The organism is Draconibacterium mangrovi (assembly GCF_010586825.1).
GTDB lineage: Bacteria > Bacteroidota > Bacteroidia > Bacteroidales > Prolixibacteraceae > Draconibacterium > Draconibacterium mangrovi.
The window spans coordinates 38,451-60,625 of record NZ_JAAAGB010000003.1; the positions used below are offsets into that span (position 1 = coordinate 38,451).

The window sequence follows — 22,175 nt, forward strand, 5'->3', positions numbered from 1 at the left end:
AAACAATTTTATGATGAAGAAAACACTCATACTGGCAAGCTTATTTCTTTTGTTGGTGCCCTTAGTGCAGGCGCAGCAACTGTGCTTCGCCCATATTACCGACACCCATGTTGGCGGAAGTACGGGAGCAGAAGATCTTATACGAACAGTGAACGACATTAACAGTCAGGAAGATATCAACTTTGTTATTTTATCAGGCGACGTAACCGAATTTGGTTCCGACGAAGAACTCAACGAAGCAAAATCAATCCTGTCAAAATTCAATAAACCGTGGTATGTTGTTCCAGGAAATCACGATTCAAAATGGTCGGAAAGCGGCAATAACAGTTTTGTTCGCATTTTCGGCTGCGAGGAATTTTCGTTCGAAGCCGGTGGTTACCTGTTTATCGGAACGGCCAGCGGGCCAAACATGCGAATGGCACCCGGACTGGTACCTCACGAACAAATCGTTTATCTCGATTCGGTTTTGCAAAACATGAAAGATCCTGAGCAACCCATTATTTTTGTTAACCACTACCCGCTCGACAATTCACTGTCGAACTGGTACAAAATCATCGACCGGCTAAAAACACGCAATATTCAGGCGGATTTACTGGGACACGGACACGCCAACAAATTGTTCGATTTTGAAGGAATTCCGGGTGTAATGAGCCGATCGAACCTGAGAGCAAAAGACGAAATTGGAGGATACAATATTGTTACTATCAAACAAGATACGATGTTCTACGCCGAACGCACTCCGGGACTCAAAACACATAAAGTATGGTGCAGGATACCACTGGTAAATCATCAGTTTAGTGAAAAAGAAAACGACTACCCACGCCCCGATTATTCGGGCAACCTGGATTATCCTGAAATAAGCACGGTTTGGGAGTTGCAGGATGTTAGCGATATTGGAACAGGATTAGCCAGCGAAAAAGGAATTACCGTATACGGAAATGCTGCCGGCGCCATTGTTGCATTGGATGAAAACACGGGTGAATACCTTTGGCAATTTCAAACAAACGGGAAAATCTATTCCACACCCGCCATTGCAAAAGACAAAGTGGTTTGTGCATCAACCGATAACAATATCTACTGTCTTGATTTGAAAACCGGTAAAAAAGAATGGAGTTTCGCTACCGGAAAATCGATTGTGGCCTCACCGGTAATTCACAAAAATTCGGTCTACATCGGATCGTCTGAAGGGATATTTCGGGCAATCGATCTAAAATCGGGTAAGCTAAACTGGGCCTTCAACCAAGTGAATAATTTTGTGGAAAGCAAACCATTGGTATACCAGGGCAACGTTTATTTTGGCTCGTGGGGAAATACGTTTTATGCCCTCAATGCCAAAACAGGGAAACTGGAGTGGAAACGCGAAAAATACAGTAACCGTATGTTATCGCCGGCGGCCGTTTGGCCGGTAGCTGCCAACGGTAAAATATTTATTGTAGCACCCGATCGGTACATGACCGCTCTCGATGCCAATACAGGACAAGAAATCTGGCATTCGAAAGAATACTCCTGCCGCGAATCAATCGGCATTTCGAACGACGGTCAACTGGCTTACATTAAAAATATGACCGAAGGAAATGTTGATGCTTTTTACACTTCAGCCAACGAACAAAAGCTGGCATGGGAATGCAACGCAGAGCTGGGATATGAAATTGCCCCCTCGCCGATTACTGAGGCCGGAAACCTGGTTTTTGTGCCTACAACAGAAGGAATTGTATGCGCCATTAACAAAACAACACATCAGGTAGCCTGGAAATACAAACTATCTAATGCGCTGGTAAACCACATTCTTCCAATTGATAACCAACGCGTGCTGGTTTCATTACTCGACGGAAAAATTGTGTGCTTGCAATATTGATAAGTAAAGGTTTTACAATAAAACTAAAAGAATAAATCGAATAAAAACGGCCGCTCAATGTGGTCGTTTTTTATTGGGAACTGATTTCAATTGAAGAACTTGCGGAAAAAGGCAGGAGTTAGACCAAGGTTTTACTAACTTCTTATATCAGTCCCTTATCCACCAAAACTTTCTCTATCGTCTCATGATTTTTCCAAAACCGATCTTTTATCTTTTGAAGTGTTTTTCGGTATTCCGGATTGTTTTCAATGGGTTTCAAAATCGGATCTATATCCTGGAAAACTAAAATCCAGTACTGGTAATTATCCTGTGTTGCAAAGATTTTAAGCTGTTCGATCGCCTCCTCGTATTTCCCCTCATATTCATACATTACCGCCATACTCGCACTTTTATAAATCGATTCATCGTTATCGCAATAGGTCTTATAATTATCAAGATACTTAGATGCCTGTTCCTGCAAACCCATCTTTTTATATACCCAGGCAATTTTAATATCCTCCTGCGGATAAATATTCAGTCCGTATTGGTCGCGGGCATCAACAAACTTCTCGAAATAATAAAAGGCACTGTCATAGTGTTCCTGGTAAAAATAAACTTTTGCCACTTCCTGCATAAGATCCAGCCGGGTAGTATCCTTGCGCCACTCCTTAAGCATTAATTTTTTGGTCCGCTCTGCATCGCCGTCTTTAGCGTACAAAATATAAGTTTTCACCAGCGGTGCATAATAATTCTCAGGATTGAAATCCAGCGATTTTTCGATATATGTAGCCGCCTCATCAACAAAACCATTCTGAATAAGCGCATTACTCAGGTGCAAATAGATGAAACTTTTGCCAATAGAATCGTTCGCTGCAATATCAAGCTGAATACCTTTTAGCGCATACTCGAGGTATTTCGCGGTGTTCGGAATTACACGGGCATACAAATCGGCCAGCATCTGCACCACCGCCGACGAGTTGGGGTTGTATTCAAGCGCCTTTTCAAGGTGCGGCAGTGCCAACTGATACTCCTCCATTTGCATATAATAAAGTGCCTTGGCAATAAGGCTTTCAGCGGAACGTGAGTCGTAAAGCAGCGCTTTATCAGCAAAATTGTTGATTTCCTCAGTGTATTGTTTTTCCTTTTGGTTCACATCGAGAAAGTAATACGAAATAGCCACATTGGCATAAGCCAGCGCAAACTCACCGTCCTCGTCTATTGCTTTCTCAAACAAAGAAATCGCCTTCTCCAAATTCTCCTGCGTTCGGTTATAATACAAGTTAAGTGCCTGCAAATAATAGTCGTAGGCCTCTAAATTTTCTGTCGGTATTTTCTCAATTTGTTTTAGTTCGGCAGGCGTTACAACAGCTTCAATGGCTCCGGCGATTTTTCGCGCCACTTCATTCTGAAGCGCAAATACATCGTCCACTTCACGGCTGTATTGTTCGCTCCAAATTGGCCGGTCGGTGGCCGCTTCAATCAACTGAATATTCAGCAAAACCTGGTTCCCAAAACGTTGGCCACTTCCCTCCACCAGGTAATTCACATTCAATTCTTCTGCAATTTCCGGAATAGCTTTATCGGTATCGCGATACTTTGCTACCGAAGTCCGGCTAACAACACGCAAATCGCCAATTTTCTGCAGATTGTTTAATGTCGATTCCATGAGCCCGTTAACAAAGTACAGGTTCAGCGAATCGTTGCTTTCGTTTACAAAAGGCAGTACTGCAATCGATTTCTCCAATTCAACCGGAGTCTCGTTTTTTTTGCTGAGAAGTAAAACCGATACAACAATTACGACGATAACCATCGCCCCAATTCCATACCATTTGTATTTTTTGAAACCACTTTCCTGAACATCATCGTTCTCTTCCCGTACAACTCCTTTCCGCACTTCGCCGGGAGAATACCCGTATTGTTCGCGAAAGCATTTAATGAAATACGAGGTGTTTCCAAAACCAACCTGGAACGAAATTTCGGCTACCGTTAGTGAGGTATGTTTTAGCAGTTCCAGGCCTTTTGTTACACGAACCTGACGAATAAACTGACTAGCCGAAAGCTGTGTATGTGTTTTTATTTTTCGAAGCAAACTGGAACGGCTCATATTCATGAGATCGGCCAGTTCGGAAACGCCAAATTGCTCATTCGCGATATTCTCAAGAATGATCGCTTCTGCTTTTTCGATAAAATCTGCTCCAAAAATTGATGTGTCCGACATGCTGAATTTAATTGACCCCGAAAGTAGATAAATTTATGAAAATGCAGACGTAAAAAAGCCCGCTTGCTTCAAATGTGGCATTATTGCATCATAGTTTTCATACCCGATTCAAACTTAACACTTATCGCTGCATATGGTTTAAATCAGGCGTTTGCGATTGGCTCATCTTTGTAAAAACAATTTTCAAAAACAAAAACATTAAAATTTAGAATTATGAAAACATTAAAAAGAAATTCAGTAAAAACGGTAGTAAGTTTTTCGTTCATTTTACTTTTAGTATTAACGTCGTGCGCTAATTCAGGAAGTAATAATACAGGAAACAGCACAAAAGCAAAATCGACAGTTGAGAAGCCCAAAATCGGCATGCAAGAGGCAATAATGTCGAACAACATCGAAGCCATAAAACAACACATTGAAGCTGGAAGCGATATTAATTTAAAAGACCAGATGAGTGGTTCAACACCATTAATTTCGGCGGTGTCGTTTGGCAGAAAAGAAATTACTAGAGCATTGATTGACGCCGGTGCCGATCTGAACCTGAAAAACAACGACGGATCGACTGCCCTGCATTCTGCCGCCTTTTTCTGCCACCTCGAAATTGTGCAAATGCTTATTGATGCAAAAGCCGACAAAACCTTAAAAAACAATTACGGCGCAACTGCCCGCGAATCTGTTTTGGCTCCGTTTGCCGATATGAAACCCATTTACCAAATGATGCAGCAACAATTAGGGCCACTCGGCATAACCATCGATTTAGAGGAAGTGGAAAAAAACCGCCCTGTAGTTGCCATGATGTTGCAGTAATCAGTTTAAAGTTAAATGAAAATGAAAACAGAAAGAAGATACGATATTGATTGGTTACGCGTGTTGGCAATCGGGTTATTACTGATCTACCACATTGCCATTGTATTTCAACCGTGGGCCATGTTTGTGGGCTTTATAAAAAGCACCGAAAGCCTTGAAACTTTGTGGAACCCGATGACCTTACTTAACGTTTGGCGAATTCCACTCTTGTTCTACGTATCGGGAATGGGTTTGTATTTTGCCATGCAAAAACGCAACTATGCACAGTTACTAACCGAACGTACCCTCCGGATTCTTATTCCATTGATTTTTGGAGCACTGGCCATTGCGCCTCTCCATTTTATCATTTTTCAGAAGTTCTACAATTTGCCTTTAGGTTATTACCCGCACATGGGACATTTGTGGTTCCTCGGAAACATCTTTGTTTATGTGTTGGTATTAACTCCGTTGTTTTTTTACCTGATGAAAAACAAGGAAGGTAAATTCAGAAAAGCACTGTCTGCTTTAATGAAAAATCCATTTGGACCTTTAGTGTTATCAGCATTTTTTATTGCTGAAACGCTGCTTGTAAAACCTCAAATATTTTCTGTTTACGCAGAAACATGGCATGGCTTTTTTCTTGGTTTGCTGGCCTTCTTTTTTGGTTTTCTGTTTGTATACAGCGGACAGCAATTTTGGCAAACCATATCGAAATGGAAATGGCTCTACCTTGGCTTAGCTGTGGTTTTATACGTCGTCCGCGTGCAGCTATTCGAAACCAATTCGCCGGCTTATCTCATGGCCATCGAATCAAACTGCTGGATATTTGGCATTTTCGGACTGGGTTACCAATACCTCAACAAACCAAGCGCAGCACTCAGTTATTTAAGCCAGGCTGCTTATCCTGTGTACATAATTCATATGTTTGCGTTATATGCAGGTTCACTGCTAATTTTGCCCACGCAACTGCCGCCAATGGCTAAATTTGTTGCAGTATGCGCATTTACTTTTGTTACTTGCTATGGTATTTATGAATTTATGATAAGAAGAATTGGATTTTTACGACCATTGTTTGGATTAAAACCAAAAGTCAACAAAGCAGAAAAGAAACTGTTACAGGAAGCCGTATAAGATACTTCAAACTGAATAAATTGCTAAGATGAAAAAGAAACACACAATATTAATAATACGAATAATGTTATTAACCGGAACCGCCATATCACTATTTTTTGTGCCATGGTTACTGCTCAGAATCATGCTCACTCCACTGCCTGATACCGTTCAGGAACAACTCGATAAAAGCATAAAATACGGTTTCGACGGAATAATCGTATATGTTGACGAAGCCGGGAAAGAACCTGCGTTTTATGCTGCCGGGTACAAAAACCGGGAAAACAAAATTCCGGCCGATCCACATTCATTATTCAAAATAGCCAGTATCAGCAAATTATACGACGCGGTTGCCATAACCAAACTGGTTAGCGACGGGCGTTTATCGCTGGATAAAACGCTGGCCGATTACTTTCCGGAATTGGTGGGAAGAATTGAAAATGCCGACCAAATTACACTGAGAATGATGGTGCAGCACCGAAGTGGAATTCCCAATTTAACCGATACGCCAAACTTTTGGGCAGAACCACCATCAAGCAGCCAGGAAGCACTTGAACGTGTGCTTGATTTACCGGCCGATTTTGCCCCCGATGCCAAGTATCGGTACTCGAACACCAACTATTTGTTGATTTCCATGTTGATTGAAAAAGTGACCGGAAAAGAAGTATTCCAGACGATAAAAAAAGAAATTCTGGATCCGCTTGGCCTGAAAAACACTTTTGGCTCAGTTAACCAGGAAAACATCGATGATGTGATGAGTGGATATTACGTTGGAATAGAAGAAGATATTAAAGCCGGAGACTATGGAACCAAACTAACCTCGATGGTTGCCAGTGCGGAAGATGTTGGTATTTTTCTGCGGGCATTAAACAACGGTACGGTTTTTAACAATGGCGAGCAGGAAATCTATTCCTCCATTTACGTTTACGAACATACGGGCTTAATGCCGGGATATATGAGCATTGCCAAATACCACAAAGACATTGACACGGTTGTTGTTCAATTTGTAAATACCACCGATTTTCAAGGACTACATTGGAGTATAATGGAAATTGTATACCGACGGGTAGTAAAAATTGTGAAGCACCAACACAACAAATAAAGAAGAACAAAAGGATCCAAAACTTACTTATAAACCATATTTAAAGCAGCGCCGATAATTCCGGCGTTGTTTTCCATTTCAGCAGGTACAACAGGAGTATCAACATTAATGTATTCTTCAAACTTGTCCATTTTTTTACTTACACCGCCGCCAACAATAAACAGGTTGGGATTAAACATCCTGTCGTAATAATCCAGCGCATTGTTAAAACGTTTACCCCACTCTTCCCACGACAAGTCTTTTCTTTTGCGAACCGAATCAGCCGAGTATCGTTCAATGGTTTTGCCTTTAAATTCGAGGTGGCCCAGCTCCAGGTTCGGCACCAGGTGTTTATCGATAAAAATAACGGTCCCGATTCCGGTTCCTACAGTAAGTAAAAACACCATGCCTTTTGTCTTGGCTCCGGCACCAAAATGGATCTCGGCAATTCCGGCAGCATCGGCATCGTTTACACACTCTACTTCGCAGCCTGTCTTCTCGGATAATTGTTTGTTAATTTCCTGCCCGATCCAACTGTTATCGATGTTTGCAGCGCTTAACATCACACCGTTTTTTACTACGGCAGGTACACCAACGCCAACTTTACCTTTCCAGTTAAAATGTTCAGTAAGCTCTGCCATTACCTCCGCCACAGCATCAGGAGTTGCCGGTTGCGGGGTTTCAATACGATGTCGTTCTGTAACCAGTTCTCCGGTTTTTGTATCAACAATTGCTCCTTTAATTCCCGATCCGCCAAAATCAATTCCAAGTACTTCCATTTTTTATCGTTTTTGATTTTCTAATTTACGATAATGATTTCGTTCAGTTGCAATGAATTTTAAATTAGCAAATGAGAATTACGTAATCCGGATAGAAATAAAATGCAAATTAGATGTTCTGTCCGTCCATAGGGGAACTAATCAGCACCAAATCTGTTCTCATTATAACAAACAAATTTTTAAGTGCTTAAAACAGAAATTACGAATGGCGGTATTAATTAATGGTTTAAACAAAACCTGATAAAAGAATTTAAATAATGGGAGGCATTAGAGACAAATGGAATGATGGGGATTCTTACGAATATTTTATGGGCCGATGGAGTTCATTGATGGCCCCGGAATTTTTAAATTGGTTGAATATGCCAAACAATATGAATTGGCTCGACGTTGGTTGCGGAACCGGAGCCCTGAGTAATGCAATTGAACAAAACTGCGCCCCTCATAAAACAGCTTGTGTTGATGCTTCTGAAGGATATATTGAAGAAGTAAAAAAAAGACTATCAGGGAAGTGTGACTGTAAGGTCGGAAATGTTGAAAAATTGCCCTTTTCAAATGATAATTTCGATGCAGTTGTATCAGGACTTGCATTTAATTTCTTTCCAAATCCTGATCGTGCATTAGCTGAAATGAGAAGAGTTGCAAAATCAAACAGAGTGGTTGCAGCCTACGTTTGGGATTATTCTGACAGAATGGATTTATTACGGTATTTCTGGGATGCAGCCTGTAAGGTTGATCCAAAATCACGAGATTATGATGAGGGACTGCGTTTCACCATTTGTAATACAGCAAATTTATCAAGAGAATTTAAAAGAGCTGGTTTAAAAGAGGTTGAATCCACTTTCCTTGATATTGAAACAGTTTTTATGAACTTCGAGGATTATTGGAATCCTTTTTTTAGCGGACAAGGCCCCGCACCGGGTTTCTTAATGTCACTCAGTAAAAAGTTACAAGATGAATTAAAGCAAACCATCCAACAGCGAATCAATTATGAGTCGGATGGATCGATTAAATTAACTGGAAGAGCAATAGTTGTTAAAGGATCAAATTGAAATGCCTGTGAGCATTGGCTTATATAAAAAATAAAAGCGGATTTCCGGGTGGTAACCAATAAGTGACTTCCCCAAAAATCCGCTTTCGAATTTAATGATAAATTAGCTACAGCTGATACAATTCATCAGCTCTCAACAATTCGGTTTTATGTTTTTGCAACATTTCCACACAACGCTCAACTCGTGTTGGGCGAATTACGGTTACAGCCCCTTCATCTTTCATCGAAAAGGCATACATGTATTCGATAAACACCTCTTCTTTTTGCAGAATATCCAGCAACTTGCTTAAACTGCCCGGTTTATTTGGTGTTTTGGCCAAAACAACATCAGTGGTTTTTACCGAAAACTCATTTTCTTTTAATACCGCGCATGCTTTATCCGGATGGGAAACGATCATGCGTAGAATCCCGAAATCAGAAGTATCGGCAATGGTAAACGCCGACAGATTTATTTCGGCATCGGCCAGTATTTTTGTCACTTCGTTTAATCGTCCTGACTTATTCTCTAAAAAAACAGATACTTGTTTGATGATCATGACTTTAGATTTTACGGTTATCGATTACACGTTTTGCTTTTCCTGCAGTACGCTCAATGGTTTTTGGTTCCACCAGTTTCACATCTACTGAAATCCCAAGCGTACTTTGAATATTATGCGTAATTTTCTTTTTCAGTTTTTCCAGTTCGCGTACTTCATCCGAGAAGAATTGCTCCTGCACTTCCACCATCAATTTCAGCACATCGAGCGTACCTTCGCGCTCCACAATTAGCAGGTAGTGTGGTTCAGTTTCGCTCATTTCGAGCAATACACTTTCAATTTGCGACGGGAATACATTAACTCCGCGAATAATCAACATATCATCCGAGCGGCCTTTACATTTTTCCATACGCACCAATGTACGTCCGCACTCGCATTTGTCGTAAATCAAGCGGGTAAGATCGCGCGTACGATAGCGCAATATAGGAATTCCCTCCTTGGTGATGGTTGAAAATACCAACTCTCCCACTTCGCCAGGTGCAACGGGCTGCAATGTTTCCGTATCGAGAATTTCAGGAATAAAATGATCTTCGTTTACGTGCATGCCCACCTGGTGCTCACACTCGCACGAAACTCCGGGGCCAATCACTTCACTCAATCCATAAATATCGATGGCTTTCAATTTTAATTTGGCTTCAATCTCCTTGCGCATGCTTTCGCTCCATGGCTCGGCACCAAAAATACCAACACGTAGCTTCAGCTCTTCCGGATCGATACCCATTTCCTGCATCACTTCGGCCAAAAACAAAGCATACGATGGTGTACAGGCAATTACCGACGAGCCAAAATCCTGCATCAGCTGAATTTGCTTTTGGGTATTTCCACCCGAAATAGGAATTACGGTTGCTCCAAGGTTTTCAGTACCATAGTGTAATCCTAAACCGCCAGTAAACAGACCATAACCGTATGCCACCTGCACAATGTCGTTACGTGTTACACCCGACATACACAACGAGCGGGTAACCACTTCGGCCCACATACTCAGATCGTTTCGGGTGTAACCGACAACGGTTGGTTTTCCGGTAGTTCCCGAGCTGGCGTGCACACGCACAATTTCGCTCATGGGCACGGTAAACATTCCGAAAGGGTAATTATCTCGCAGGTCGGTTTTATTGGTAAACGGCAGTTTTTTTAAATCTTCTACCGAACGCACATCGCCGGGCAGCATTCCAATTTCCTGCATTTTGGCGCGGTAGCTGGGTATATTGTGGTAAATACGCTGAACGGTTTGTTTTAGACGTTCGCTTTGAACTGCGGCCATCTCATCGCGAGAGGCGCATTCTATCTTTTCATTCCAAATCATAAAATTTAGTTGATCTTAGTAACTGTTAGGAATTTATAATTTCTAACTGCTTCTTTGGTTTTACATGTTGTTTATTGGTCTACAACCGGGCATTTCGGTAGTTGCTATTTTCCGTAAACCACTTTGTCGTCAAGAATTTTAACATGGTTGATTTCCAGACGACGAATGGCCTCCAAAACATCGGGAACTTCAAGTAGAAGAACCGCCATATTATTTTCGCCAATAAGTCGCGTATAAGCACTTTCGATGTGAATTCCGGCACGTGCGATCTTCACCAGAATCTCGTCCAAACCACCCGCTTCATCTTTCATTTCAAGCGCAATCACCTCTTTCATAGCCACAGAATTTCCGTGGTCGGTAAGAATTTTATAGGCTTCATCAGGATGGTCGACAAGCAAACTTAATACGCCCCATCCGTGCGCCATATTATTTAAAGTAAGCGTTCGAATGTTGATTCCCTTTTTTTTCAACAGCGCGGTAATCGCCTCGAAATGGGTTATTTTGTTCTCGAGAAAAACAGATATTTCAAATGCCATAATTGTAGTTTTTTAGTTTATTCAACATGGTTTCCGTAAAATTAAAGTTTATTGGGTAAACATTCACCAACGGAAATCATATTTTCAATTCGCTCAAAACCCGTACCGTTATTTTATTCCGTGTCTTCCGTCGATCTTTCTTCCCCGGGGTTTCAAACTCCTTCTGCCAGAATTTTTGTGTAATCCTTTAAAAATTATAGGTCAGCATTAACAGAATACGGTGGTTGATGGCGTTTACCGTATCTTCGAAAAGTCCGTCGGAAAAATCGAAAGTTCCGGTTCCGTAATCAGCTGAATCAATTTCATATTCTGCTACAAACCGAAGGTTTTTAAAGTTATATGCGTAATACGGTGCTATGCGCCATGCCTGTTTCATGGTTGGCATCAAACCTTTAGTTTTTGCTGCTCCATCGAAATTATACAGGGCATCTTTTGTACCAAAATTAGTTGATAAGCCGGCAAACAGGCCCAGCTGCTTTTGTATACCGTAAACCACATTCACCAAAGTAGTTGATGTGGTATAGTTGGTGTAGGTCATTCCTCCGGTTCTGTCGTCGTACGATTTTACACCGTAACCGCCAATCATCAGCATGTTCGACAAATTCTGTCCAACCAGTTCTTTTACCAAGAAGAACCATTTATCTTTTTTGTAACCCCCATAACTCATTACGGCATAACTGGTGTTCAGCTCATCGCTCTGAAATTTACCGTCTGTACCTTCAGTTACGTCAATAGGTTTTATAGCATTAAACTGGCCAGCAATTCCGAGGCTAATTCCATTGTCGTTGTAGTACAAACCGGCCACCAACTCAGGGATTCCGGCATTACGTTTTGCAAGGTTCTTGCAGTTGGTATTTGGCACATCGTAAAATCCCGGAGTGGTATACTGCTGCTCATACAGCGCTGTTAACGACAGCGTTGTTTTAGTCCCAAGTTTATAATCGAAATCGATTTGTGGTGAGCGGTTAAATGGGTTATAAGGGCTACCGGTATTTAAACCTCCTACCTGCGGATAAAAGGCACCGCTGCCATTCCATAAGGGATGCCAGGTTTGCCCGATCAGTAACGATGATTTTTCCCAATCGAGTTTTACATATGCTTTTCGCAAACGCAACACTTCGGGATACTCGCTTACAATTCCCGCAAAATCGGTTTCGAAATTTGCAGATGATTTGGCTCCTAAAATTTCAGGTCCGGTAATGTTAAAACCAAAACGGGTTGCCATGGCGGTAAAACCATGAATCCCCTGATGATTGAGATCGTTCCCTTCAGCATCCTCTCCTTTGTAAAGCGGGAAAAGGTAAAAATTGTCCTGGGCAGCGTTAAGTCCTTTGTAGGAATCGTAATAATACTCGCTTCGGATAAAACCGTAAAGTTCGATCGATGATTTTTTTGCAGTGACTTTGTTGTCGTCCTGTGCCATTATAGAAATGGAAATCAGACACAGAATAGCGGTTAATGATAAATATTTTTTCATTGCGAAAATGATTAGTTGTTTTTGTTGATTGAACAATGATTGCACACCCGAAGAAAGCGAATTAGCCCTTCGGGTAAGAACAGAAGTACTCTAATAAGAAATAATATGTTGCTGTCTTAATCACGAGCCTCAAAATTAGCAATTTTACAGGCCTGCCCAAGGTTGTATTTACAATTTGAATCTCAAAAGTGCTTATTTATTTTGATTTCAAACTACACATAAAAAAACCCGTTCGCGAACACTTGTCCGGAATGGGTTTATTATAGATGGTTATTAATTTTCTATTTGTTTGCCATTGCAAAATCCAAACCGGCCTTAAAAGCTTTCCGGTTCATTTCTACCACGGCCTCGCCTTTTCTACTGAAAATATGTGCAATTCCGGCTTCTATTTTTTCCGGTTCAATATTCAGAAAAGGAGTAGCAGCCCCCAACATCACCACATTCGATGCACGTTTGTTGCCAATTTCTGCCGCAATTTTATCTGCATCGATAGCCACAAAACGTGGTTGTTTTTCTATTTCTGCCAAAACAGCTTCCACATCCGGGTAATTCGGGATATTGATAAAAGGTGTGGTATTGGTTACCACATACCCTTCGGGCGAAAGAAACGGCAGGTAGCGCAAAGCTTCCATAGGCTCCACCGACAAAATCAAATCGGCTTTACCCAGGGGAATCAGGTCGGCAGCAATTTCGCAGTCGGAAATACGCAGATGAGATTGCACTGCCCCGCCACGCTGGCTCATTCCGTGAGTTTCGGCCTGTTTTAAAAACAAATTCTCGTTAATGGCTGCATCGCCAATTATCGATGCAATGGAAAGAATTCCCTGTCCGCCAACTCCGGCTAATATAATATCTGTCTTCATTTTTACTTATTTATTGGGGTTATCTTTCATTTTCTTTTCCTTGCGCAAACGTTTTGCCGCTGCCTGAATACACTCGCGGCGAAAAACAATTACCGACACACCGTCGTAAGCAATCTCTTCTTCAAAAGTCTGCACCATCATATCGTGGTATTTTTTCAGTGGAGTTAATACGCGAATATGATTTGGGTCAACGCCAACTCCGGTACAAATGCTTTCAATTTTTCCAAGTGCTGATGACTCCTGTCCACCGGTCATCGATACCGATTCGTTATCAGAAATAACAACCACGATATTTGCTTCATCGTTAACGGCATCAAGCAAACCTGTTATTCCCGAGTGCGTAAAAGTTGAGTCGCCAATAACAGCTACGGAAGGAATCAAACCTGCATCGGCAGCACCTTTTGCCATGGTTACCGAAGCGCCCATGTCAACACACGAGTATATACTTTTATACGGCGGTAAAGCACCCAGTGTATAACAACCGATATCGGAGAAAACGCGTCCTTTGGTATATTTATCAAGCGCCTGGTTCAGGGCTTTGTACATGTCCTGGTGGCCGCATCCCTGGCACAATGCCGGTGGACGGTTCACTACCAGTTCCGGAACATCGGCACCAAGCTGTGTTTCTTTTCCCAGTGCTTTGGCTACCAGGTCGGCATTCAGTTCGCCGTCGCGTGGCAAAGCACCACTTAATCGCCCCGAAACCTGAATATCCTTTTTAAATGCAGCCTTTATGTGCTCTTCAACAACCGGATAACCTTCTTCCAGCACCAGTACCTCTTCGCAATGTTTGGCCATTTTATCCAAATATTTTTGAGGAACCGGGTATTGCGAAAGTTTCAGTACGGTATACAGGCAGTCGTCTTTCGGATAATTTTCCTTCAGGTAATTGTATGCAATGCCGCAGGCAATAATTCCAAAGCTTTTGTCTTCGCCTTTTATGTATTCGTTGTATTTCGATTTTTTTGCCGTCTTCTCAAACAGTTCCTGTTTTTCAAGCAGCCCCTTGTATCTTCTGCGGGCAATGGCCGGCAGCAAAACAAACTGACTTGGATCAGCTGGTAAAACCACCTCTTTTTCGGGCAGTACTTCACTGCGAATCACTCCGGCACGCGAGTGTGCCAAACGAGTGGTTATACGCACCATCACCGGAACTTCCAGTTTTTCTGACAACTCAAATCCTTCGCGAACCATATCGTAAGCTTCCTGCTGGTTACTTGGCTCCAGAATCGGAATCATAGCAAACTTACCATAGAAACGCGAGTCCTGCTCGTTTTGCGACGAGTGCATCGAAGGATCGTCGGCAACCGTAACAATCAAACCGCCGTTAATACCTGTGATTGCTGAGTTGATAAATGCATCGGCAGCCACGTTAAGCCCCACATGTTTCATACAAACCATGCTACGTTTTCCGGCGTACGACATTCCTAAAGCGGCTTCGTAAGCTGTTTTTTCGTTGGCTGACCATTTGCTGCGAATACCTTTTTGAAGAGCAAGCTCATTCGCCTGAATAAACTCGGTTATTTCGGTTGAAGGAGTTCCGGGATAGGCATAAACCCCTGAAATTCCGCCATCAATGGCTCCCTGGCCGATGGCTTCAACTCCTAAGAATAGATTTTTTTGCATTTTGGTTTAATTTTCGAAGCCAACAAAAGTATTACTTTGAGGTTTTTATACAATTAGGAATGTCATGTTTTGTCTTTATAATGAATACAAATTAGGAATCGTTGATGACTTTATGTTGCAAGCGGTATGTTTTCCATTTTGTACCAATTGTTACAACACGAGTTGCAAATGTTAAACATATTTGCGCAACAAAGAACTACCGTATGGCCCGAAAAAATTGGATAAAGACCTTTAAAAAACTACATAAATGGCCGGCAATAATAATTGCCTTTATCGCTATTCTTTTTGCCGCGTCAGGAATTGTGATGAACCACCGGCAACTGTTTTCCGGTGTTGATGTTTCCAGAAACCTGCTGCCCAAAAATTACCACTACAAAAACTGGAACCTGGCAGCGGTTCGTGGTTCCATTCAATTGGAAGGTGCCAATTTGCTGTACGGAAATATCGGTGTTTGGAAGACAGATGATGATCTTCAAAAGTTTGAAGATTTTAACCAGGGATTTCCGAAAGGAATGGACAACCGGAAGATCTATTCCGTCATTCAGTTTAAGGAGGAACTTTTTGCCGGAACACACCTGGGTTTATACAAACGAAGCAAAACAGACGGCTTCTGGCAAAAACTGGAACTACCGGTGGATAAAGAACGTATTGCCGACCTGGAAATAAAAGACAATACCTTACTGGTACTTACACGGCATTATTTGCTGGAAAGTACCGACGGGCAAAATTTCGAAATGATACAATTACCCGAGCCTGTAAACTACAAACGTAAAACCGGCTTATTCAATACCTTTTGGGAATTACACAGCGGAGAGTTGTTCGGACTGGCCGGAAAACTATTTGTCGACCTGCTGGGGCTGGTAACCATTCTGCTTTCGGTTACCGGGCTGCTGCATTTTTTCTTTCCGAAATGGATAAAACGAAGGAAGAAAAAAATCGGGGTTCAATTTGGAAAAGTTGATCACCCCCTTCCCTCTCTAGTGGGTAACCGAAATCTGAAGATTTCTGAAGATGAAACGGGATCCGTTGAGAAACTGGTAAGGTTTAAAAAGCTTAACCTGAACTGGCATAACGTAGTGGGTTATGTTTTTGCGCTGTTCCTGCTCATTAATACGTTTTCGGGGATGCACCTGCGACCACCTTTATTAATTCCAATTGCCAATAAACAGGTAGGTATTATTCCGGGCACGCATCTCGACAGTCCGAATCCGTGGTTCGATAAACTGCGCCGTATCCACTGGGATGCTGCCAACCGACGTTATATATTCTCTACCGTTGATGGTTTTTTCTTTGCTGATGAGAAACTTAGCGACAAACTCATCCCTGCCCCGGTTCAGCCTCCGGTAAGTGTTATGGGTTGTAATGTACTGGAATCAATGGGCGATAACTACCTGATGGTTGGATCGTTTAGCGGTATGTTTGTTTGGAATACGAAAAACGGAATGATTGCCGACCTGTTTACCGGGAAGCCATACCAAACCCCTCAAGGAATGGTTCGCCCCATCGGCGCCAACACCGTTGCCGGGTTTGTACAATCGGGAAACAAAAGCTGGTGGTTCGACTACAGCAGAGGTGCCATCGTACTCAATGCACAAAACGAGCCGCAGCCGTTTGCAGCCATGCCAGATGAAGTACGTAAAGCTTCGTCCATGTCGTTGTGGAATGTGGCATTGGAAATACACACCGGCCGAATTTTCGAGCACCTGGTGGGTAGTTTCTATATCTTATTCGTTCCACTAGCGGGGATTTGCCTTATGCTGGTAATTATTAGCGGATTCTTCCTGTGGTGGATGGTATTTCGGAAAAAGAAAGAAAAGCGAAAAAAATAAAATTCTATATTAGCAATTAAATGAAAAGCTTCCGCTGAGGCTGATTATAAACGCACAACCGCAATCGAATGGATTATATCAATATCAACAAAAAACTTTGGAACGAAAAAACGGATATTCATTATAAATCGGATTTTTACGATGTTGAAGCATTTATAAAAGGAAAAGATTCATTAAATCCCATTGAACTTGAGCTGTTGGGAAACATAGAGGGTAAAAAGATCCTTCACCTGCAATGTCATTTTGGGCAAGATACTATTTCGCTGGCGAGGCACGGCGCAATGGCAACAGGAGTTGATTTTTCGGAAAAAGCCATTGAAAAAGCCCGGCAGCTGAACGAACAGGTCGGAACCAACGCTCAGTTCATTCAAAGCGATGTGTACAAATTGCCCGAAGTGCTTGATGAAAAATTTGATATCGTATATACCTCGTACGGTGTTATTGGCTGGCTCCCCGACATGAAAAAGTAGGCTGCAATTATCGAACATTTCCTAAAACCCGGCGGGCAACTGGTGTTTGTTGAATTTCATCCCATCGTATGGATGTTCAGCTACGATTTTAAGCGGGTGGAGTTTGACTATATGGAATCAGACGCGATTGTAGAAGAACTGGAAGGCACATACACTGATAATGATGCGCCAATTAAGGGAAAATCGGTTTGCTGGAATCATGGTTTAAGCACCGTTATCGATTCGATGATGAAAGCCGGCCTTACGCTTACCGACTTCAAAGAATACAACTACTCGCCCTACAATTGCCTCGAAAATTTAGTTGAGGTTGAAAAAGGAAAATATAAAATTAAAGGGCTTGAAAATAAGTTCCCCTTGGTGTATTCGGTTAAAGCGGTAAAAAGTTAGATTCACAATTCCTCCATGAAGAGTAAAATGAAAAAAATTCCATAAGAATTAAGCACCTGCTTTACATCACCACCTCTCCCACCGAACCATTTTCTGTGGGTTTCAGTTCAAAAACAAACTTGGGTTTTAAATCAGGCTCCGTACGGTGCGACACATAAAGAATTGCGGTTTGACTTTCTGCTGCTATTTTATTGATGAGTGCCGACAGCAGTGCCGCACTTTTATCGTCGAGTCCGGTTGATGGCTCATCGAGAATCAGCAGCGGCGGATGTTTAATCATGGCACGGGCAATCAGCACCATACGACGATGTACCTGTGAAAGATCGACAAAAGCCAAGTTACCTTTATCGGCCAGTCCCAGCACCTTTAACCATTCGTTAGCAACATGCTTTTGTATTTCGCTTGGCCGATGATACAATCCAATGGAATCGTGAAAACCGGAAATCACCATTTGCTCGGCGGTATGACGGCGTTTAAACAGTTCCATCATCGATGGCGTAAAATACCCGATTTTCTTTTTTATCTCCCAAACACTTTCACCCGTTCCTTTGCGGCGGCCAAACAATTCAATGTTCTGCCCGAAAGCTTTTGGATTATCCCCATTTATCATGGTTAAAATGGTGGTTTTCCCCGATCCGTTCGGCCCCTTTAATTGCCAGAACTCACCGGCTTTAATCGTCCAGTTGATCTTATTTAGTATTTGTCGTTCCCGGTATTTAACCGAAACATCGCTGAGTTTTATCAACTCGTTGTAGCTCAATTTTTGCTCGTGTACAGGCCCCGGAATTTCGATTGAAAAATGCATCTCCGCTTCCGGCTCATATTTTTCAAGGTATTGTTTTATTCCATCGTCGAAAACTACTTCTCCATTATCAACTCGCATGGCATGTTTAATAAACGGCAACAGATCCGATTTCCGTTTAAACACCTGTATTACGGTCATCTGGCCCCCAATATTCTCCAGTCGTGCTTTTAAGTGCTTTACTGAAGCTACATCCAGCGCATCAAAAGGATTATCCAGAATAATAAAACCGGGCTGTTTATCCATAAGATATTCAAGCAACGCCTTTTTTTGCTCTCCGCTTGACAAGGTACGTATGCTGCGGCCATAACTTTTAGTCAGTTCAAAATTATCATGCCTGAATTCTTCCTCGATAAATTTCGCCAGCGTTGTATTTGAAAACAACACTCCCCTTTTTCCTGCCAGTTGAGGGAAATGCTCCGAACACTCCCCTTTCAGAAGCTGTTTTATAAAGGTCGAATCCATCGCCAGATCATCGCCGATTAAGGCCACATGTTTATGCATACACTTGTATTTTCAATACGCCAAATTAGAAATATCTGATCAATTTCAAGGATGGACTACCCACATTCCAGTAAATCCTTTTTAACATTTTATTTTGAATTAATCTTAATAAGGTGTAAATTGATTTCCATTATCCCACTACACATTTTTTAAACCAAAAAAACATCCAAAATCAGCTTGCTTTAGTGGAATGGGAAGTTATTTATGAAATATAATTTAAAGTAAGAACTATGAAAAAAAACAACTTTGTCTTGCTGATTTTTGGAGCCATGTGCCTGGCCCTTGTTAATTTTTCGTGCACCAACGGATCGAAACCGGCGGCAGCTGAAGCTCACCCCGCCGAATTATCGGGCGAAGAGTTGGTGGTTCGCGGCGAGTATCTGGTAACAATTATGGGTTGTAACGATTGCCACTCGCCCAAACAAATGGGTGCCAACGGGCCGGAGCTGATTCCCGAGCTGCTATTATCGGGCTACCCCGGAGACCGCCCAATACTTGATTTACAATCAGAAATGACCGGGCAGGGATTTGCCACTTTTTATCCCGACTTAACCGGTAGCGCAGGCCCATGGGGGATGTCGTTTGCCGCCAACCTTACACCCGATGCAACAGGTATTGGTACATGGACGGAAGAACAGTTTAAAAAAGCGATGAAAGAGGGGAAATTTAAAGGCCTTGACGGAACAAGAAAGCTTTTACCACCAATGCCGATAGAGAATTTCAGGGACATAAAAGACGAAGATGTCTCGGCTATTTTTGCCTATCTGAAAAGTCTGCCTCCGGTTAAAAACGTAGTTCCGGCGGCTATTCCTCCCGGTGAGCTATAGACGTATTTAAACTTACATTATAAACCACGAAGTCACGAAGAACACTACGATTTTGCAAAACCTGTTTTTCGTGACTTTGTTTTTTAGTGGCTAAAAACTAATATTCTATCCGGATACGGGCATCAACTGCCATAATTTCCTGTTCGTTACCCAGCAGTGGATTAATGTCGATCTCTTTTATCTCGGTGGCAAAACGCAGTAGCCACGACAGGCGCACAATAATATCAACATACTTATCGATATTCACACCTGCCTGTTTGCGAAATCCCTTTAGTATTTTGTATGATTTCAGACTGGTAACCATCGAACGTGCTTCGCTGTGTGTAAGCGGCGCCAGGCCCGATGCAACATCTTTCATCACTTCCACATAAATACCGCCCATTCCGCACAAAACAACGTGCCCGAAAGTTTCTTCGTAGGTAGCTCCCAAAAACAGTTCGGTTCCTGCTGCCATCTGGGCGATCAAAACTCCTTCGGTTCCTTCAATCTGAAACAGGTGATGAAACTCTTTGCGAACCTGGGTAACATTCCGAACATTCAGGATTACGCCGCCAACTTCGGTTTTATGCACCGGCCCAACTACTTTCATTACCACCGGAAAACCGATGTTCATGCCGGCCAGCACTGCTTCCGACTCCGATTTAGCCACCATTTCTTTCACCCGTGGAATGCCTGCCAAATCAAACAGTTTATGAATTACTTCCGGTGGCTGGTAGCCATTTTTCGTCCCGGCAATTACGGCCTTAACTGCCTCCGGATCAATACCCTGCGGATCTTCTCTTTCCGCAACAGGCTGTGGCGTATTCATAACCTTTGTTAGCGCTCGTCCCAGCAACACTTCGTCGGGAAAATTTACATTGCCGCGCGATAAAAAGTGTGCAACATCGTCTTTTACGTTTATAATCGATGGAAGAATCGGGTAAATTGGTTTTTTGCAAACCTTCATTTTTTCGGAAAGCACATCGTAAACATCGCCAATCGGAAATAATCCGGGGCTTCCGAAAATCACCGCCATTCCGTCAACATCAAAATCATTCTCGCAGGCATCGATAATATGTCCCAGCTGTTCTGCGGTTCCTGTTGCCAGAAAATCGATGGGATTTTCCACCGATGATCCGGGAAACAATTTTTGCAGCAAAGCAGTTTTTGCTTCCGAATCAGCTATCTCCGGAATTTTTAATCCACCGTCTTCCAAGGCATCGGTAAGCATAACACCGGGTCCACCGGCATGTGTTATAATCGCCAGTTTCTCGCCCTGCAACTCTTTGCACATAAACACACTGGCAACGGTTGTTAATTCCTCACGACCATAACAACGCACAATTCCGGCTTTGCGGAACAAGGCCTCCACTGCGGCATCCGAACTCGTAAGTGCACCGGTATGCGATGATGCTGCACGGCTTCCGGCCGATGAACTTCCGGCCTTAATCGCTGCTATTTTGCATCCTTTTTTAATAAGCGAAGTAGCATGATACAACAACTTATCGGGATCGTTTATATTTTCGATATAGAGCAATTTAACGCGCGGACTTTCTCCATCTACATAGTGTTCATCGAGGTAGGCTAAAACATCTTCAACGCCGGTTTGTGCGCTATTCCCGACAGAAAAAACACTGGCAAAACGCAAACCTTTCGGGATTCCCGATTCCATGATAAAAACAGCTGTGGCTCCCGATCCGGAAATAAAATCGCAACCTTCGGAAGTCAGCTCCGGAATAGGCGTAGTGAATACGCTGGCATGCCAGGGCGTCATCACGCCAATACAGTTTGGCCCTATCAAACAAGCATCGTGCTCCTCAACAACCTTTACAATTTGCTGTTCGAGTTCTTTACCCGCTTCACTGGTTTCGCCAAAACCCGCCGAAATGATGATAAATGCTTTGGTGTTGTTTTGCTCCGCCAGGTCGGTAATGGTTTGCAAACAATATTTGGCGGGAATGGCCAAAATAGCCAAATCAACCTCCGGTAGATCCGCCACATCGGGAAAAGCCGGAATTCCCTGAATTTTTGATTCGTTGGGATTGATAGCAAAAAGATCGCCTGCAAAATGGTTATCCAGCAGGTTTTTAATAATCTTTCCACCGGGTTTTGCAATATTGTTTGATGCACCAACCACCACAATACTGTTGGGGCGGAGCAGTTTTTCGTTAATCATAGTTCGC

19 protein-coding genes are annotated in these 22,175 nt (G+C 42.5%); 9 read left to right on the plus strand and 10 right to left on the minus strand.

The features are described 5' to 3' along the window. Nucleotides 1-10 precede the first annotated feature (10 nt). A complete protein-coding gene (locus G4420_RS09620; protein ID WP_204273646.1) occupies nucleotides 11-1,855 on the plus strand; it encodes an outer membrane protein assembly factor BamB family protein in 1,845 nt (614 codons plus the stop codon). A gap of 142 nt (nucleotides 1,856-1,997) precedes the next feature. Here G4420_RS09620 and G4420_RS09625 read toward each other — a convergent pair whose 3' ends face one another. Then, nucleotides 1,998-4,052 (minus strand): helix-turn-helix domain-containing protein, encoded by a 2,055-nt coding sequence (locus G4420_RS09625; RefSeq protein WP_163323441.1) that lies wholly within the window; start codon nucleotides 4,050-4,052, stop codon nucleotides 1,998-2,000. 213 nt (nucleotides 4,053-4,265) lie between these two features. Here G4420_RS09625 and G4420_RS09630 point away from each other — a divergent pair, with 213 nt between their 5' ends. The 3 genes from G4420_RS09630 to G4420_RS09640 are packed head-to-tail and all read left to right on the plus strand — an operon-like array spanning nucleotide 4,266 to nucleotide 7,047. After that, entirely contained in the window at nucleotides 4,266-4,856 is a 591-nt protein-coding gene (locus G4420_RS09630) for an ankyrin repeat domain-containing protein (RefSeq protein ID WP_163323442.1), read from the plus strand. 21 nt (nucleotides 4,857-4,877) lie between these two features. Beyond that, the gene (locus G4420_RS09635; RefSeq protein WP_163323443.1) at nucleotides 4,878-5,966 is read left to right on the plus strand and encodes an acyltransferase family protein; all 1,089 of its coding nucleotides are present in this window, start codon (nucleotides 4,878-4,880) and stop codon (nucleotides 5,964-5,966) included. Nucleotides 5,967-5,994: 28 nt separating this feature from the next. Next, nucleotides 5,995-7,047 carry a serine hydrolase domain-containing protein gene (locus tag G4420_RS09640; RefSeq protein WP_163323444.1) on the plus strand — a complete coding sequence of 351 codons (1,053 nt, stop codon included), beginning with the start codon at nucleotides 5,995-5,997 and terminating at the stop codon, nucleotides 7,045-7,047. 23 nt (nucleotides 7,048-7,070) lie between these two features. On the opposite strand, the gene ppgK is transcribed toward G4420_RS09640, so the two are convergent. Further along, nucleotides 7,071-7,805 (minus strand): polyphosphate--glucose phosphotransferase, encoded by a 735-nt coding sequence (gene ppgK, locus G4420_RS09645; protein WP_163323445.1) that lies wholly within the window; start codon nucleotides 7,803-7,805, stop codon nucleotides 7,071-7,073. Nucleotides 7,806-8,164: 359 nt separating this feature from the next. Here ppgK and G4420_RS09650 point away from each other — a divergent pair, with 359 nt between their 5' ends. Then, entirely contained in the window at nucleotides 8,165-8,854 is a 690-nt protein-coding gene (locus G4420_RS09650) for a class I SAM-dependent methyltransferase (RefSeq protein WP_163323446.1), read from the plus strand. A 106-nt stretch (nucleotides 8,855-8,960) separates the two neighbouring features. On the opposite strand, the gene G4420_RS09655 is transcribed toward G4420_RS09650, so the two are convergent. The 6 genes from G4420_RS09655 to G4420_RS09680 all read right to left on the minus strand — a co-directional run bounded on the left by G4420_RS09655 (nucleotide 8,961) and on the right by G4420_RS09680 (nucleotide 15,194). Continuing rightward, nucleotides 8,961-9,389, minus strand: a complete 429-nt coding sequence (locus G4420_RS09655) for an ACT domain-containing protein (protein WP_163323447.1) — start codon at nucleotides 9,387-9,389, stop codon at nucleotides 8,961-8,963. A 4-nt stretch (nucleotides 9,390-9,393) separates the two neighbouring features. After that, nucleotides 9,394-10,692 (minus strand): phenylacetate--CoA ligase family protein, encoded by a 1,299-nt coding sequence (locus tag G4420_RS09660; RefSeq protein WP_163323448.1) that lies wholly within the window; start codon nucleotides 10,690-10,692, stop codon nucleotides 9,394-9,396. Between the two features lie 104 nt (nucleotides 10,693-10,796). Then, the gene (locus tag G4420_RS09665; RefSeq protein WP_045029533.1) at nucleotides 10,797-11,228 is read right to left on the minus strand and encodes a hypothetical protein; all 432 of its coding nucleotides are present in this window, start codon (nucleotides 11,226-11,228) and stop codon (nucleotides 10,797-10,799) included. Nucleotides 11,229-11,415: 187 nt separating this feature from the next. Continuing rightward, a complete protein-coding gene (locus G4420_RS09670) occupies nucleotides 11,416-12,705 on the minus strand; it encodes a hypothetical protein (RefSeq protein WP_163323449.1) in 1,290 nt (429 codons plus the stop codon). Between the two features lie 281 nt (nucleotides 12,706-12,986). After that, nucleotides 12,987-13,568 carry an indolepyruvate oxidoreductase subunit beta gene (locus tag G4420_RS09675; RefSeq protein ID WP_163323450.1) on the minus strand — a complete coding sequence of 194 codons (582 nt, stop codon included), beginning with the start codon at nucleotides 13,566-13,568 and terminating at the stop codon, nucleotides 12,987-12,989. A 6-nt stretch (nucleotides 13,569-13,574) separates the two neighbouring features. Beyond that, complete coding sequence (locus tag G4420_RS09680; protein ID WP_163323451.1) at nucleotides 13,575-15,194, minus strand: thiamine pyrophosphate-dependent enzyme; 1,620 nt, start codon at nucleotides 15,192-15,194, stop codon at nucleotides 13,575-13,577. A gap of 203 nt (nucleotides 15,195-15,397) precedes the next feature. Here G4420_RS09680 and G4420_RS09685 point away from each other — a divergent pair, with 203 nt between their 5' ends. The 3 genes from G4420_RS09685 (at nucleotide 15,398) to G4420_RS23240 (ending at nucleotide 17,880) form a co-directional block, all read left to right on the plus strand. Next, on the plus strand, nucleotides 15,398-17,023 hold the full coding sequence (locus tag G4420_RS09685) for a PepSY-associated TM helix domain-containing protein (protein WP_163323452.1): 1,626 nt from the start codon (nucleotides 15,398-15,400) through the stop codon (nucleotides 17,021-17,023). A 68-nt stretch (nucleotides 17,024-17,091) separates the two neighbouring features. Continuing rightward, nucleotides 17,092-17,493, plus strand: a complete 402-nt coding sequence (locus tag G4420_RS23235) for a class I SAM-dependent methyltransferase (RefSeq protein ID WP_204273647.1) — start codon at nucleotides 17,092-17,094, stop codon at nucleotides 17,491-17,493. Between the two features lie 42 nt (nucleotides 17,494-17,535). Beyond that, nucleotides 17,536-17,880 (plus strand): hypothetical protein, encoded by a 345-nt coding sequence (locus G4420_RS23240; RefSeq protein ID WP_204273648.1) that lies wholly within the window; start codon nucleotides 17,536-17,538, stop codon nucleotides 17,878-17,880. Between the two features lie 61 nt (nucleotides 17,881-17,941). Here the strand turns inward: G4420_RS23240 and G4420_RS09695 are convergent, their stop codons facing one another. Next, nucleotides 17,942-19,186 carry an ATP-binding cassette domain-containing protein gene (locus G4420_RS09695; RefSeq protein ID WP_163323453.1) on the minus strand — a complete coding sequence of 415 codons (1,245 nt, stop codon included), beginning with the start codon at nucleotides 19,184-19,186 and terminating at the stop codon, nucleotides 17,942-17,944. 230 nt (nucleotides 19,187-19,416) lie between these two features. Between G4420_RS09695 and G4420_RS09700 the strand changes: the two genes are divergently transcribed. Beyond that, entirely contained in the window at nucleotides 19,417-20,013 is a 597-nt protein-coding gene (locus tag G4420_RS09700) for a c-type cytochrome (protein WP_163323454.1), read from the plus strand. Nucleotides 20,014-20,110: 97 nt separating this feature from the next. Here G4420_RS09700 and G4420_RS09705 read toward each other — a convergent pair whose 3' ends face one another. Next, the gene (locus G4420_RS09705; protein ID WP_163323455.1) at nucleotides 20,111-22,168 is read right to left on the minus strand and encodes an acetate--CoA ligase family protein; all 2,058 of its coding nucleotides are present in this window, start codon (nucleotides 22,166-22,168) and stop codon (nucleotides 20,111-20,113) included. Nucleotides 22,169-22,175 lie beyond the last annotated feature (7 nt).

Coding starts and splice junctions, on each gene's coding strand:
- G4420_RS09660 (WP_163323448.1), bottom strand. CDS start 10,692: ATGATTTGGAATGAAAAGATAGAATGCGCCTCTCGCGATGAGATGGCC.
- G4420_RS09620 (WP_204273646.1), top strand. CDS start 11: ATGATGAAGAAAACACTCATACTGGCAAGCTTATTTCTTTTGTTGGTG.
- G4420_RS09675 (WP_163323450.1), bottom strand. CDS start 13,568: ATGAAGACAGATATTATATTAGCCGGAGTTGGCGGACAGGGAATTCTT.
- G4420_RS09625 (WP_163323441.1), bottom strand. CDS start 4,052: ATGTCGGACACATCAATTTTTGGAGCAGATTTTATCGAAAAAGCAGAA.
- G4420_RS09700 (WP_163323454.1), top strand. CDS start 19,417: ATGAAAAAAAACAACTTTGTCTTGCTGATTTTTGGAGCCATGTGCCTG.
- G4420_RS09665 (WP_045029533.1), bottom strand. CDS start 11,228: ATGGCATTTGAAATATCTGTTTTTCTCGAGAACAAAATAACCCATTTC.
- G4420_RS09630 (WP_163323442.1), top strand. CDS start 4,266: ATGAAAACATTAAAAAGAAATTCAGTAAAAACGGTAGTAAGTTTTTCG.
- ppgK (WP_163323445.1), bottom strand. CDS start 7,805: ATGGAAGTACTTGGAATTGATTTTGGCGGATCGGGAATTAAAGGAGCA.
- G4420_RS23235 (WP_204273647.1), top strand. CDS start 17,092: ATGGATTATATCAATATCAACAAAAAACTTTGGAACGAAAAAACGGAT.
- G4420_RS09640 (WP_163323444.1), top strand. CDS start 5,995: ATGAAAAAGAAACACACAATATTAATAATACGAATAATGTTATTAACC.
- G4420_RS09685 (WP_163323452.1), top strand. CDS start 15,398: ATGGCCCGAAAAAATTGGATAAAGACCTTTAAAAAACTACATAAATGG.
- G4420_RS09680 (WP_163323451.1), bottom strand. CDS start 15,194: ATGCAAAAAAATCTATTCTTAGGAGTTGAAGCCATCGGCCAGGGAGCC.
- G4420_RS09705 (WP_163323455.1), bottom strand. CDS start 22,168: ATGATTAACGAAAAACTGCTCCGCCCCAACAGTATTGTGGTGGTTGGT.
- G4420_RS09650 (WP_163323446.1), top strand. CDS start 8,165: ATGCCAAACAATATGAATTGGCTCGACGTTGGTTGCGGAACCGGAGCC.
- G4420_RS09635 (WP_163323443.1), top strand. CDS start 4,878: ATGAAAACAGAAAGAAGATACGATATTGATTGGTTACGCGTGTTGGCA.
- G4420_RS09655 (WP_163323447.1), bottom strand. CDS start 9,389: ATGATCATCAAACAAGTATCTGTTTTTTTAGAGAATAAGTCAGGACGA.
- G4420_RS09670 (WP_163323449.1), bottom strand. CDS start 12,705: ATGAAAAAATATTTATCATTAACCGCTATTCTGTGTCTGATTTCCATT.
- G4420_RS09695 (WP_163323453.1), bottom strand. CDS start 19,186: ATGCATAAACATGTGGCCTTAATCGGCGATGATCTGGCGATGGATTCG.